The following is a 14,454-nucleotide window of genomic DNA, read 5'->3' as shown; positions in this document are numbered from 1 at the left end:
GTCACATTCTGTGACAACGGCTGACTGACCCACATCCTGTGGGTCTAAAAATCTGGACGCAATTATGCCGAGGCATAATTAATTAAATATTTATGAGGAGGTTTTTTTATGGCAGAAAAATCAATGGAGACAATTGTATCATTAGCAAAACACCGCGGATTCGTATTTCCTGGATCTGATATTTATGGTGGTTTAGCAAACACTTGGGATTACGGTCCACTTGGTGTAGAACTTAAAAACAACGTAAAAAAAGCTTGGTGGCTAAAATTCGTTCAGGAATCAGAACATAACGTAGGCTTGGATGCTGCAATTTTGATGAATCCTAAAGCTTGGGTTGCATCTGGTCACGTAGGTAACTTCAACGACCCGATGATCGACTGTAAAGCATGTAAAGCGCGTCACCGTGCAGATAAATTGATTGAAGATGCTTCTTTAACAAAAACAGGCAAAGAAATTATCGTTGACGGTATGACTTTCGATCAAATGAAAGAAAAAATGGAAGAGCTTGAAGTAGCTTGTCCTGACTGCGGAAAAATCGACTTCACAGATATCCGCCAATTCAACTTAATGTTCAAAACGCACCAAGGTGTAACTGAATCTTCTTCAAACGAAATCTACCTGCGTCCTGAAACAGCACAAGGTATTTTCGTAAACTTTAAAAACGTTCAGCGTTCAATGCGTAAAAAAACACCATTCGGTATCGCACAAATCGGTAAATCTTTCCGAAATGAGATCACACCAGGTAACTTCACATTCCGTACTCGTGAATTCGAACAAATGGAACTTGAATTCTTCTGTAAACCGGGTGAAGATCTTGAATGGCACTCATACTGGAAAGAGTTCTGTAAAAACTGGCTTCTTGCATTAGGTATGAAAGAAGATTCAATGCGTTTACGTGACCATGAAGATGATGAGCTTTCACACTATTCAAATGCGACAACAGATATCGAATTCCGCTTCCCATTCGGATGGGGCGAACTATGGGGTATCGCAGACCGTACAGATTACGACTTAAAGCAGCATATGGAACATTCAGGTGAAGATTTCACTTACATCGATCCTGTTTCAAATGAGCGCTATGTACCATACTGCATCGAGCCATCATTAGGTGCAGACCGTGTAACATTGGCATTCTTATGTGATGCATATGAAGAAGAGCAATTAGAGGGCGATGATACGCGTACAGTATTACGCTTCCACCCTGCTCTAGCTCCATTTAAAGCAGCAGTATTGCCACTTTCTAAAAAGTTATCTGAAGAAGCTGGCGACGTTTGGGCTGACTTGCGTAAAGCATTCCCGGTTGATTACGATGAGTCACAATCGATCGGTAAACGTTACCGCCGCCAAGATGAAATCGGTACACCATTCTGTATTACGTACGATTTCGATTCAAAAGAAGACGGTCAAGTAACAGTTCGTCACCGCGATTCAATGGAACAAATCCGTATGCCGATCGCTGAAGTAAAAGCTTATATCGAAAAACATTTACAATTCTAATTTTATAAAACACTTTCTGTTCGTTTTGAGCAGAAAGTGTTTTTTAATTTAACAAAAAACAATCCAACCGTTTTACACCCGGTTGGATTGTTTTATTTATTCAGCTGTTTTTCAATATCGAATTTTGCATGTAAAATGAGTTCACGTAATTCATCAAACTGCTCTTCATCAAAGCGCGCTTCCGGAATAATAATTGCAATCGATGCAACCGGCCGCCCGTTAGAAATTATCGCCGTACTGAATGAGCAGGCACCGATAATACGTTCTGCACGTGTAAAAACATATTGCTGTTTTCGAATTTCCTGCAGCTGCTCCAACAACTGCTCGCGATCAACAACCGTATTTTCCGTTACGTGCTCCATCGCTACCTCATCCAAATACTGATCAATTTCTTCCTGCGGTAAAAAGGCCAGCAATGATTTAGCAGAGGCTCCGGCATAGAGCGGTGAAGTATCCCCAACATGATTACGTGCCGATAAAGCATATGAACTCTCGATATTCATAATACAGCGGCGCTCATTACCGTCAATAATGCTCATCGAAATACTTTCTTTCGTCGCTTTGTTCAGCTGCTGAAGAATGGGCTGTGCAATCGTAATGATGCTTGATTCTTCCTCAACTAGCTTGCCTAAGTGGATTAACGATAGGCCAAGCTGATACTGCTTCGTCCGATCATCCCGGATTAAAAAACCTTCATACACTAGTGTGGCAACAAAGCGTTGCAAGCTAGATAGCCCGATTCCTGTCTTTTTATTTAATTCAGTTAAAGAAAGCTTTGGCTGTTCTTTCGTAAAGGCACGCAATATTACAATTGTTTTTTGAACTGTTTGCATTAAATACATTTTTTCAAATTTTTGTTGTTCCACCCAAAAGCCCCCCTTTTCCTAATAGTAGCAAAACTCATTCATATAAAAAAGAAGGGGCTATGTTAAAAGTCATAAAACTTTTCACCTAACTTTTCCACCAACAATAGATATCAATCAATAGGAATCACCAATTTTGGCCCAACAACTCCTAGTTTTTATTAATTTTCAACAAATCATCCGTATGCTCCCCTAGCCGCGGTGCCCCATATTCATAGGAAATATTAAGCTCCGAATGTTGTAAAGGGTTTTTCACAAATTTCACTGTCCCGTATGACGGATGTTCGATTTCGCCTACTAGATTCCGGGCGACAACTTGCGGCTGCTGAAATGCCTCCTCTATTGTGTTGACACGTCCGCCAGGAATTTTATACTGCTGTAAAAGCTCGAGCCATTCATCACGGGTTTTCGTTTTTGTAATATCGGAAATATAAGCTGCTAGTACGTCTTCATTTTTTTTGCGCAATGAATTTGTTTTAAATCGCTCATCTGTCACCCAGCCCTCGCGATTAATCATCTTGCAAAACTTTTTGAACTGATCTTCAGTGCCGACACAAAACATGAGCGGACCATCCGAACATTCAAACACCTGATATGGCGCTACGTTATTATGCTGGTTGCCAAGACGGTTCGACTTGAAGCCGGTATTTAAATACGCGCTTGCAACGTTAGCGAGTGAACTCATTTGTACATCAAGCAGTGCCAGATCGATAAATTGACCTTTGCCCGTCATGTCACGCATTCTTAATGCCGACAGTATCCCAATTACGACATAGTGGGATGTTAAAATATCTGCAATTGGCACCCCTGCTTTTGTCGCTTCTCCATCAGGATGTCCCGTTACATCCATTAAACCGCTCATTGCCTGAATAACCGGATCAAATCCCGGCTCTGCAGCGAGCGGCCCGGTCTGACCAAATCCGGTCACCGAGCATTGAATAATTCGCGGATTAATTTGCTTAAGCTGCTCATAATCGAGCCCCATCTTTTTCATATCGCCCGCTTTAAAATTATCGATAATGACATCCGCTTCTTTTACTAAATCAAGCAGTACTTCTTTATCGGACTGGTCTTTTAAATTTAATGTGATTGATTTTTTATTGCGATTCGCACAAATATAATACGTGCTTTCCCCATTTATAAATGGTCCCCAACCACGCATACTATCCGAACCAGCCGGATGCTCGACCCGAATGACTTCAGCACCTAAATCCGCTAAAATCATCGTTCCTGCCGGAGCAGCATACACACGCGATAAATCCAATATTTTAACATTATCCAATGGGCGCATCCCCATCACCTCAATTCTTCTACTCTTTTATTAACGATGGTGCAATTTTCCGTTCCGGCTGCTTCAAAATGATTTGTGTCGCAACAGCAACGGCAATAACTGCTAAAGCGATTAAGTTATAAATTAACGTAGTATCCATTAACGCAATCCCAGCGCCAAAAAAGACGAGGCGCTCGATGAAATACGTGTGTCGGAATAAATAGCCTTTAATACCGGCAGCAATCGATACACCACCGATACAAGCCGTAATCGCTGCAAAAATGTATTCTCCGATTGTACCGCCTGTTAGCAGCAGCGCCGGGTTAAAAATAAAGAAGAACGGTACAATAAATCCGATCAACCCGAGACGAACCGATTCAAATGATACTTTATTCGGCGATTCACCGGCGATTCCTGCTGCGGCATACGGTGCCAATGCTACAGGAGGAGTAATGCTTGATAAAGCAGCAAAGTAGAAGGCAAACATATGGGCTGCAATCGCAGGTACACCCAATTGTGTTAAGATCGGCACAGAAATTGTTGCAACAATAATATATGCCGCTGTTGCCGGAATCCCCATTCCTAAAATAATACTGATTACCGCTGTTAAAATAGCTGCCAGCATGACACTGTCTCCAGCAAAACTTAATACGTTGTTTCCGATGATCAAACCGATACTTGTTAGCGTGATCGTCGCAATAACAATCCCTACGATCGCACAGGCAATTCCTACACTAATCGCTCCTTTGACCCCTTCAACAACAGAATCGATAACCGCTTTCAGATTCATACGTGTATGTTTGCGAATGGCTGCTGTCGGCACGATTGAAAATAGCGCGAAGATTGCCGCATATAACGGCGAATAGCCTGCAAACAGCATAAATAATAAAATAAATAAAGGGATTAATAAGTGCCCCCCGTTTTTAAGAACTTGCATTGCTACCGGAATATTCTCTTTTGAAATACCCGATAACCCCATTTTTTTCGCTTCAAAGTGCACAATCATAAACAATGTTAAATAGTAAAGTATTGCTGGTACAACTGCTGCCAGCATAACAACCGAATACGCAACACCTAAATACTCCGCCATAATAAAGGCTGCGGCACCCATTACCGGTGGTGCAATTAAGCCCCCTGTCGATGCTACCGCCTCAACAGCCCCGGCAAATTTTTTCGAATAGCCGGCCTTTTTCATCATCGGGATTGTCACTGTACCAGTTGTTACAACATTACTTACAGCACTCCCGCTGATTGTGGCCATCAACGCACTTGCAAATACTGCAACTTTAGCAGGTCCGCCTGCTGTACGGCCCGCAACTGTCAGTGCCAAGTCATTGATAAAATCCGAAAACCCGCTGTTTTTTAAAAAAGCACCAAACAGTACGAAAATAAAAATATATGTTGCCGAAACACCAAGAGCCGTTCCGAAAATTCCTTGCCCGCCCCAGAACATAATGTTGATGATACGCTCAAGGCTAAATCCGTAATGCCCTAAAATTCCTGGTATATAGGCACCAAAGAAATTGTAGGCAAGGAAAAACAGTGCAATTAATGTCAGCGCATTGCCGACAACGCGACGTGCAGCCTCAAATAGTAATACGATCGCTATCCCGCCGACCCATAAATCAAGAATCGTATTTTCTCCTGCACGGTCACGCACTAAAATATCGTAAATAATAACGAAATAAAGTGTCACGAAAATTGATAATGTAATACAGATGCTGTCAAACCATGTAGGCAACTTTCTCGTCCCAACACTTTTCTTTGTAGCAGGATAATAAATAAAACTAAATAAAAGCAAAAACCCTAAATGCCACGCACGAAATTTTGTCGCTTCCATCACACCGATACTGCTCATATATATTTGGAAGATGGACCAGATGATTGCAACAGCAATCACGATTTTTCCAAATATACCAACATAATTACGGGAATTGATATTTTTATCTTCAAGGTCCATTAATTGTTGAATTTCATCTTTTTCAAGTACTTTTTCTGTCATACCGTCCCCTCCTTGTCCTTTACTTTTAATCGATTACACCAATTTCACGATAATAGCGCTCTGCACCCGGATGTAGCGGTATATCTGCCGTTCCCGCAACCGCGCTTTCCGGACTGAACTGCTTCGCAATGCTGAATGATTTTTGCAGTAAGTTCAAGTTTTCCCACAGTTCTTTCGTCAACTGATAAACGGTTTCTTCATTCACACTTTCGTCAATTACGATCGTGCTGTACTGACCGACAGTTTGTATCGCTTCCGGCTGTTTATCATATGTGTTTGGCTCGATCGTATAAGCAAAGTTCCAAGGGTATTCCTCTACTAAATGGTCAATGGCGCTGTCAGAAAAGCTTAAAACTTTTGAATCTACTGTTGAGATCAGCTCTGTCGCAGCAGCTGCCGGTACACCTGTGTATATATTGACACCTTCCACCTGACCATTTCGCATTAAATCTGTCGCTTCTGTAAAGCCAACATAGTTTGCTTTAATATCCTTTTCTCCAATACCGTGTGCTTCAAGGACGAGACGGGATTCTACCTCAGTCGCACTTCCCGCAGCTCCGAATACGAAGCTTGTTCCTTTTAAATCTTCAATCGAATTGTATTTCTCATCGTTTTTCACAATAATATGACTGATATTAGGATATAAGTTCCCTAATATGCGAACGTCTTCATATTGTTTTCCTTCAAAGCTTCCTACACCGTTGTATGCTTCATAGGCAATATTCACCGTCGTAAATGAAATATTCGCCTCACCTTTACGCATTAAATTCAAGTTTTCAATACTCCCATTTGATGCTTGAGAAGCAACACGCTTTTCCAGTTCATTTGTCCACATCGTTGAGATACCTGCTCCAAGTGAATAGAAAACACCTGTTGTTGTACCTGTTGTAAAAATAAGCGGCTCCCCATAACGCTCAGCATTACTTTGGCAACCTACTAGCAACATAGCAGCCATTGATACTATTGCGAGAAATTTTTTCTTCATCCGCGTCCCCCCCATGTGCACTGTATTATTTGAAAACGGCTTTTCGTTTTTCTACTATTGCTTTGACTCCTTCTTCGTATGCTGGTAATTCTGTTACTAAGCCCATTTTTGACGAAATATAGTCAAGTGAAGAACGAAGACTCATTGATTGGCTTTGATAAACAGCACGTTTAATGATTTTAATCGTTTCAATTGGACCATTTGCCAGTTTCTCCGCATAACTTTGTGTAAAGCTTTCCAAATCCTCATCATTCACAACAAATGTTACGAGACGTGCCTCCTTTGCTTCCTCTGCCGTTAAGACCCGCGCTGTCCATAACATGTCAAGTGCCTTGTCGATACCGACGAGGCGAGGTAAAAAGTAAGCACCGCCATCACCAGGAACAATCCCTACATTAATATAGCTTTCAGAGAACTTCGCAGACTGTGCAGCAATACGGATATCGCACATCAATGCCATATCAAGACCTGCACCCATTGCAAAGCCGTGCATCTGCGCAATGACCGGCTTATCGATTTCCTCAAGTAATAAAGGTACGCGCTGCACCTTTTTCCATAAAGAATTTTTACGGGCCAACGCTGTTGAAGTAATATCTTCCTCACTATGGTAAAAGCCCTGGCCCGCCACCATTGCTTTTATATCTCCGCCTGCGCAAAATGCTTTGCCGTTTCCTTTCAAAATGACAGCTCGAATGTCATCATTGTCACGCACTTCTTCCAGCGCTTTAATCCACGAAAGGATCATTTCTTCGCTAAATGCATTTAAACTTTCCGGGCGATTCAGTGTTATTGTTGCAATATGGTCCTTCACTTCAAATAATAAATCCGACATTGTTTTTCCTCCTTATGCATGTACATGCTTTTCTACTTCATCTGTAATGCTTTCCCACAAGTCTATTTTTGTTTCCAGCAGTTGCTGTGCCAACTGTTTTTTCCAGTAGCGTGCCGTAAATTCTTCATCTCGCCAAGCCCATAAGCGGCGCGTATACTGGTGGAGGCGATGTTCATGTGTCACACCGATTGCTGCATGAACTTGGTGCGCAGAAGTTGCCACTGCACGACTCGCATCATCCATTCGCAAGCGTGCATACGCCACTTCGCTTTCTTCTCGCCCAACTGCCAATAATGTTTGGATATTATTAACTGCCACTTTCATAAGCGTCTGTTCTCCTGCCATATTCGCTAAATGCTGCTGCACAAGCTGGAACCTGTGAATTGGACGGCCGAATTGTTCGCGTTCTTTGCTAAACTGAACACTCAGCTGGAATGCGGTTGTTAGTGCTCCGCTCATTTTGCTGACAGATGCCGCTGTAGCTAACTTTTTAAATTGTTCATACTGCTTTGCTGAAATCGGCACTTTTTGAAGCGCTTTCATATTTTCGAATACGACTTCTGAACGTGGTTCGGCTGCCAAATTTGTGCTGTTTTTCAGAAGGGCATCTTGTAAGTTGGCAACAATAATAAACTGCTGTGCCTCTTCCTGTGCAACCGCCACAATTTTTTCGGCATACTGGGCCCACCCGACATGCTTTAATGTACCGGAAAAAGCATTGTCCTTTAACTGCAGCGGGGTTGTAATGCTGTAGGTAGTTAACTGCTCAAATCCTTTTAGGTCCACTTGCTGCAATAAAAAATGGGCTAACGTATGCTCAATAAACGGAACAGGTACAGCATATTTCCCTAAAAGTTCATAGAGTGCCAATAAATCTTCAATATCCCCACCTGCTCCTCCATCTTCTTCACTTACCACTACCTGATGGAGTTCATTATCTAGCAACAGCTGCCAAACATCTTCGGCCCACTTATTCTCCTCCAAAAGATCAACCGTTTCTTTTTCGACTTTATCTTTAAAAATCTTTTCAACTACTTCTAAGACCATTTCTTTAATTTCGCTCATTGTGCAATAACCCCCTTCGCTAAAATTCCATACAGAACTTCTGATGTTCCGCCACGAATTGTAAAGCCTGGTGCATGTAAAATAGATTCAGCCAAATATCGCTCGACCCTATTGTCACTGTGCAAGTTGGGATAAACATCAAGCATCAGGCGGATGATCTCAGGAATTTTCTGTTCAAACTTCGTGCCGATACTTTTTACAAGTGCTGCCGGTATCGCAACTTCGCCGCCTTCTTCCAATACTTTTGCAACCCCAATTGATAAGTTGCGTAATGACCACAGTTCAGCAACAAGCTTCGTCGCTTCTTCCAGACCCACTAGATCTCTCTTAATCTTCAATTGTTCAATTACCTCGTTTAAAAGCGGGAATGTACTTAAAATTCGCTCAGGCCCACTTCGTTCAAATGCCAGCTCTGCCAAACCTTGCTTCCACCCGTTACCTAGTGTCCCTACTACCATTTCATCTGGAACAAATACATTATCCAAGTAGATATCGTTAAAATGCGGTTCTCCTGTTAAATAACGAATTGGCGCAATCGTCACACCTTCACCTTTTAAATCGATAATAAATTGCGAAAGACCCTCATGCTTTTTCTCACCTAATGGTTCTGTACGTATGAGCGTTACCATGTAATGTGCATTATGGGCATTACTGGACCAAGTTTTTGCACCATTCACAATCCAGCCGCCTTCCACTTTTTCCGCGCGTGTTGCAACAGATGCCAAATCTGATCCACTGTTCGGTTCACTTAAACCGATCGCGAAAAAGCATTCACCTTTCACAATTTTCGGTAGGAAAAATTCCTTCTGGTAGTCTGTACCAAAACGTAACAGCAATGGTCCTGTCTGACGATCTGCAAACCAGTGTGCGGCTACCGGCGCGCCAAATGCCAAAAACTCTTCCGTTAAAATATAGCGGTCAATTGTACTGCGCTCACTGCCACCATATTGCTTCGGCCAGGTCATTCCGATCCATCCCTGCTCTGCCACTAGTTTTGAAAAAGAAGGGTCAGAGCCGCTAAGCCATGAGTCACAGCGTGTTTCAAATGTCCCCTTTTCAATATGTTGCTTTAAAAAACTTCGCACTTCCTGTCTAAACTGCTTTTGTTCTTCTGTAAATTGTACATTCGGTAGATTCATAACTTTACCTCCAATTACGCATATTGTGTAACTACTTTCTAATAACGATATTATAAAATACATTTTTCTGAATTGTCAAAACTTTTGTACAATATCATTGCCTATTGCAGAAAAAATGTGCATTATCGAGAACTTATCATTTTTCAATCTATTTCGTGATAAATATACAATTTCAACCTGTTAATATTTTGATTATTTAGATAATTAATGTAAAAAAACGATATAATCTAATAAAGAATAGATGGAGGGGATTACATGTTTTTTCAGTTAAAGGACAGCACCACCACAACTTTAGACACATTCGATAAAATTTCACATCTCGTTAAAGCTATACTCCACTTTGAATGCCCGGAACACCGCGCACAGCATCACATCCTCTACACGGCGAATATGAAACTTGAAACTTATCGTGAAGCCCAGTCATTTTACAGAAAATTTGACGATCCGAGCAATGCACTTGGTCGGTTAAGTCGAGAAGCGTATGAACTGGCAAACAAAAAATACCATCAATTATTTACAATAATCCGGGGCTATATGCATTTAAGCGACCATAATAAGCGCAACCACTTTAATCACCACTTCCGCTTTTCTAAAGAAAAAATCGAAGCGATGTTTACCCTTTTTGAACAAATGCACCATCATGAACACTTAAAACTTGAAGTAGAGTTTTATGAGCGGTTAAAAGAAGATATCATCCCATTGCTGACACAATTCGAATGACTCGCTGAAACCTTTTTCATTTAGGAACGTAAAATAAGTAACATGTCCATCAGGAGGGCGATTCATGGAAACACAACAGCAGCTGGAAAATCACTTATTAACAATCCAACAATGGGAGAAAGATCAAAGCGGTTTATGGTTTTGGGAAAAGATTGGCCGCATCCCATTTAAAATACTCGATAAATTAACACCGAAATTCATTCAAGAGAAAATATCCGTTTTAATCGACGAACTGGTGAGTTATGTTCAAACCGGTGGAAAATATTTAGTAAGCGAAAGATCGATGATGCGTCATATTCAAAAACATACGCTGCATTCGGTTTCCACATTGGAGGATATTGGACAAATGCCAATTGAAGATATGGTGGAACTGAGTGAAAAGCTACAAAAAAACCGTGCAAATATTGCAACCGTACAAGGAGCATCCGCCGGCTTTGGTGGTGTGTTTACATTGGCGCTCGATATTCCTGTCATTCTAGGGATTGCGTTAAAAACATTACAGGAAATTGCGATGATCCATGGTTATGATCCAAATGAAAAAGCCGAGCGTATTTTCATCGTAAAGTGTCTGCAATTTGCTTCTTCTGATGTTGTCGGCAAAGAAGCGATATTAAATGAGCTGGCACAGCATTATGAAAAACCTAACGCGGCAGAAAATATGGTTTCTCAGTTACAAGGCTGGCAGGAAGTCTTCTTTACGTACCGGGACAATTTTGGTATGAAAAAGCTCTTTCAAATGATTCCTGTAGCAGGTATGATTTTTGGTGCCTTTATCAATAAGTCAATGATTGAAGATATTGCCGAGGCAGGCATGATGCTGTACCGCAAGCGACGAGTGCTGGAGCGGATGAATGAACTGGATAACCGCTAGATGCACAAAAAAATAGCCAAAGAATTTAAGTTCTATCTCTTAAATCCTGTGGCTATTTTTGTTGAATATTTTTTTATTGAGTTCGTGCATTTCTTTTAATCCTTTATAAAACGGATAAAGTTTCTGTAATTCCGATTCATCCACATTACCGCTTGATAAATTATTTAAATATAATAACGATGCATCAATACGTTTTTGAATTTCACTTCGGTTATTTGTCGTTGTCCCATGTCCTGGCACAATAACTTCAACTTTTTTATCCAATATAATTTTTTGCGCCTTTTGGATTGTTGCTAAATAGGCTTCATAATCTTCTATAAAAGGAAACTCGACATCCGATAAATAATCCCCCGCCAAAAAAATACCGAACGACTCCACAACTGTAAATAATCCATCTGCCGTATGCCCTGGTGAAAAGTAAAAGCTACATGTTATATCCGGCAGCTCAAGTGTTTGGCCATCTTCTTTAATCACGATGTCTATGTGAGGATAGATAATAGAATAATCTCTATCAATATAGTACTGGGCATCAAACTGACGGATTTGTTCCAATACCTCTTCTTTATTCGTCCGCTTGACAAAAGCTTCACTTGCAATTGTTGTCGCATTCGGAAATGCGCCTGCTGCAATAATATGATCATAATCACTATGTGTATAAATAAGATATAATTTCCGATCTTCAATAATCGACTCGATATAGGTTTTTATTTCGGCAATTTCGTTCGGCAGCCAGTTAGGATCGGTTACGATTAATGCCTGCTTTGTTTTGATTACCGCTGATGTCGTTTGATATAACACACTTTGAAATACGGTTAAATGCTCATTTTCAAATTGGCGCATTGTGTTTCCCTCCTTAACAAAAGAAAGCAAGTCTGCGCGATTCTACGCTTTCGACTCGCTTTATTTCCTAGGCAATAATTTTCCCGGTGCTTAAACAGGAGTTGATTTCCATTTCGGGTCGGACGCTTTCCGCGGGCCCGGTCTGAGCCTGTAGTCTCAGACGTCGGGCTGTTTCCGCTGGAGTCCCCCCTTCATTTCAATCAACTCTTTTAATCTAGACTTTGCCCTCTTAAAATGGAATAGCAATAATTTTATTCCTCTTCCTTCTTTTCACGCTGCAGTAATGGTGTACGCTCCAGTTGTTCGATGAAGTTACGTGATTTCAGACGAATTCCCGTTTGTTCTTCATAGATTGTCGTGACAATTTTTTTGATAAATTGTTTTGTCTGCGGTTTTAAATCCAGCTTGCCGACTTGCTCAATCGGCACCGTATAAAACATGCGAATCAACTTGAGCTGTGTTGGTGACAACCTGATAATATACGGGTCTAAATGGAAGCACCGATGACATATAAATCCGCCTTGTGTAAATGAAAACGCAAATTCTCCATCAACAGCTCCACACCCTGCACATGCATGCAAAATCGGCTGAATCCCTGCAAACGGGAGCATTTTCCAATCGACAAACAATGTAATCGCTTCAGGATCATACCCTTCTTCAATTGCATTCAATGCCTGAATTAATATATCAAAAGCATAAGGTTCCGGTCTGCCTTCTTCAACGAGGCGATCGACAATTTCCACGATGTAGCTTGCATAAGCTGTTGCCACAATATCAGTTTGGATGTGGCGCATCGAATTGAAATGTTCCCCTTGCTGCAATGTCCCCATGCCTGATGTTCGCTGGACTAAAAACGAGCCATGCATAAATGTTTGCGTTACACCTGCCAAACGGCTCGTAGGTTTTTTCGCTCCACGTGCCATACACGCAACTTTACCGGCTTCACGTGTCATCAGAGTCACGATTTTATTGGATTCACCATAAGCACGCGCCTTTAAAACGATGCCTTCCCATTTATGTAGCATCTGTTGCACATCCTTTTATTTCTTTCGTATCTCTATTATACCGCACAATTGCTAGAAAAGTTTAATAAACGGTTACATGTTGGCCCATGATTTGCTTTACCCACTGCAAATTTTTAACAGAGCGCTGTTCCACATCTTTTAATGGATAAACCCGATAAATTCCATCTGCATCCAGTATTACAGAAGTGGCATAAAGCTCAGGTTCATCTATAGTAATCCGGTCGCCTTCCTTAGTAATTTCAAGGCTCGCGATTCCGCCAATCATTGTGTTCGGGATCGTTATAATTGTTGAAAAGAAATTACCGAGCGAATAAAAAATATGCGTCTCCTGTCCCTGTTCATTGATGAGCTTGTCATACGGTTGCAGGACATGCGGATGGGTCCCGAAAATGATATCGGCTCCCGCTTCATTTAATATATCTGCATAATGTTTTTGGTTGTCATTTGCTTCATACACATATTCCGATCCCCAATGCATCGATACTGCTACAACATCGACCGATTGTTTTAATTCCTCGACATCCGCTTTTATTTTCGCTTCATCAATATAATTTATGAGAAATGGCGATTCCTGTGGCAAATAAAGTCCATTTGTCCCATATGTGTAGGCAAGTAGTCCAATTTTTATCGATCCGATTTCCATAATACGTTGGGTAGACCTGTCATCTTCATTTTTATAAGCCCCTACATAAGGCATATGGTAGTCTTCAAGATTGTTAAAGACGGTACGCATTCCATTTTCCCCTTGATCGATAATATGATTATTGGCGATTGTGACTAAATCGACTCCCGCATGTTGAATATCCCGAATAATATGGGGCGGACTCGAAAATAGTGGATAGCCGCTTAGTGGATATTCATTTCCGACAGGAGGCGATTCCTGATTGGCGATCAGAAAATCATAGCTTTGCATCATCTGTGTCACTGCTGAAAAAGATGAAGTAAAATCATTATATTTCGCAAGTCTTAAGTGCAGTAAAATATCCCCCGCCATTGCAAGACGAATCGATTCTTTTGGTGCTTGTTGCTCACGTTCACTAATTGGCTCGTTTTTGTCTTTTATATCATTCTCTATATTTATTGTTGGCGACGGGATGGGCTCTTCGATATTCATTTGTCCTTCTGCGACAATAATCGCTTTGTCCTGATCGACTGTCGCAACGACAATAAATAATAAAGCGAGTGAAATCCCCCAAAGTGCCAATAAAAATTTATTTAAATTATTCAATGCGTTCACCTTCTAACTTCTGTTAAATATTCCCTTACTAAATGGTAGCAGAACATTGCCTATAATCAAGAACAAAATCATTGTCGTCCTGGGGTGGGGGATTTATTCGCAAATGTT

13 protein-coding genes are annotated in these 14,454 nt (G+C 41.1%); 3 read left to right on the top strand and 10 right to left on the bottom strand.

The genetic code is table 11. The features are described 5' to 3' along the window. The first annotated feature begins 108 nt into the window (after positions 1-108). The gene (locus tag MHH37_RS05820; RefSeq protein ID WP_008403113.1) at positions 109-1,497 is read left to right on the top strand and encodes a glycine--tRNA ligase; all 1,389 of its coding nucleotides are present in this window, start codon (positions 109-111) and stop codon (positions 1,495-1,497) included. A 92-nt stretch (positions 1,498-1,589) separates the two neighbouring features. Here MHH37_RS05820 and MHH37_RS05815 read toward each other — a convergent pair whose 3' ends face one another. The 7 genes from MHH37_RS05815 to MHH37_RS05785 form a co-directional block, all read right to left on the bottom strand. Continuing rightward, a complete protein-coding gene (locus tag MHH37_RS05815; RefSeq protein ID WP_008403114.1) occupies positions 1,590-2,363 on the bottom strand; it encodes an IclR family transcriptional regulator in 774 nt (257 codons plus the stop codon). A gap of 148 nt (positions 2,364-2,511) precedes the next feature. After that, on the bottom strand, positions 2,512-3,651 hold the full coding sequence (locus MHH37_RS05810) for a CoA transferase (protein ID WP_342575381.1): 1,140 nt from the start codon (positions 3,649-3,651) through the stop codon (positions 2,512-2,514). Between the two features lie 19 nt (positions 3,652-3,670). After that, complete coding sequence (locus tag MHH37_RS05805) at positions 3,671-5,632, bottom strand: TRAP transporter permease (protein ID WP_342575380.1); 1,962 nt, start codon at positions 5,630-5,632, stop codon at positions 3,671-3,673. A 25-nt stretch (positions 5,633-5,657) separates the two neighbouring features. Beyond that, the gene (locus MHH37_RS05800; protein ID WP_342575379.1) at positions 5,658-6,617 is read right to left on the bottom strand and encodes a TAXI family TRAP transporter solute-binding subunit; all 960 of its coding nucleotides are present in this window, start codon (positions 6,615-6,617) and stop codon (positions 5,658-5,660) included. Positions 6,618-6,642: 25 nt separating this feature from the next. Then, positions 6,643-7,449 (bottom strand): enoyl-CoA hydratase-related protein, encoded by an 807-nt coding sequence (locus MHH37_RS05795; protein ID WP_014824406.1) that lies wholly within the window; start codon positions 7,447-7,449, stop codon positions 6,643-6,645. Between the two features lie 12 nt (positions 7,450-7,461). Continuing rightward, positions 7,462-8,514, bottom strand: coding sequence for an acyl-CoA dehydrogenase family protein (locus tag MHH37_RS05790; RefSeq protein ID WP_342575377.1), 1,053 nt, complete (start codon positions 8,512-8,514; stop codon positions 7,462-7,464). After that, positions 8,511-9,653 (bottom strand): acyl-CoA dehydrogenase family protein, encoded by a 1,143-nt coding sequence (locus MHH37_RS05785; RefSeq protein WP_342575376.1) that lies wholly within the window; start codon positions 9,651-9,653, stop codon positions 8,511-8,513. The genes MHH37_RS05790 and MHH37_RS05785 overlap by 4 nt, the downstream gene beginning before the upstream one ends. A gap of 255 nt (positions 9,654-9,908) precedes the next feature. On the opposite strand from MHH37_RS05785, the gene MHH37_RS05780 reads away from it, so the two are divergent. Together MHH37_RS05780 and MHH37_RS05775 are read left to right on the top strand one after the other, a co-directional pair. Further along, positions 9,909-10,373, top strand: coding sequence for a hypothetical protein (locus tag MHH37_RS05780; protein ID WP_342575375.1), 465 nt, complete (start codon positions 9,909-9,911; stop codon positions 10,371-10,373). A gap of 64 nt (positions 10,374-10,437) precedes the next feature. Further along, positions 10,438-11,244 (top strand): EcsC family protein, encoded by an 807-nt coding sequence (locus MHH37_RS05775; RefSeq protein ID WP_342575373.1) that lies wholly within the window; start codon positions 10,438-10,440, stop codon positions 11,242-11,244. A gap of 39 nt (positions 11,245-11,283) precedes the next feature. On the opposite strand, the gene MHH37_RS05770 is transcribed toward MHH37_RS05775, so the two are convergent. From MHH37_RS05770 to MHH37_RS05760, 3 genes are all read right to left on the bottom strand, one after another. After that, positions 11,284-12,084, bottom strand: a complete 801-nt coding sequence (locus MHH37_RS05770; protein WP_342575371.1) for an MBL fold metallo-hydrolase — start codon at positions 12,082-12,084, stop codon at positions 11,284-11,286. Positions 12,085-12,335: 251 nt separating this feature from the next. Then, on the bottom strand, positions 12,336-13,109 hold the full coding sequence (gene recO / locus MHH37_RS05765; RefSeq protein WP_339175690.1) for a DNA repair protein RecO: 774 nt from the start codon (positions 13,107-13,109) through the stop codon (positions 12,336-12,338). A gap of 61 nt (positions 13,110-13,170) precedes the next feature. After that, the gene (locus tag MHH37_RS05760; protein ID WP_342575370.1) at positions 13,171-14,346 is read right to left on the bottom strand and encodes a CapA family protein; all 1,176 of its coding nucleotides are present in this window, start codon (positions 14,344-14,346) and stop codon (positions 13,171-13,173) included. Positions 14,347-14,454 lie beyond the last annotated feature (108 nt).

It is taken from the genome of Solibacillus sp. FSL K6-1781 (assembly GCF_038630735.1).
Classification (GTDB): Bacteria; Bacillota; Bacilli; order Bacillales_A; family Planococcaceae; genus Solibacillus; species Solibacillus silvestris.
The sequence above is the reverse complement of the archived record's forward strand: the minus strand, read 5'-3'. Positions and strand labels throughout refer to the sequence as shown.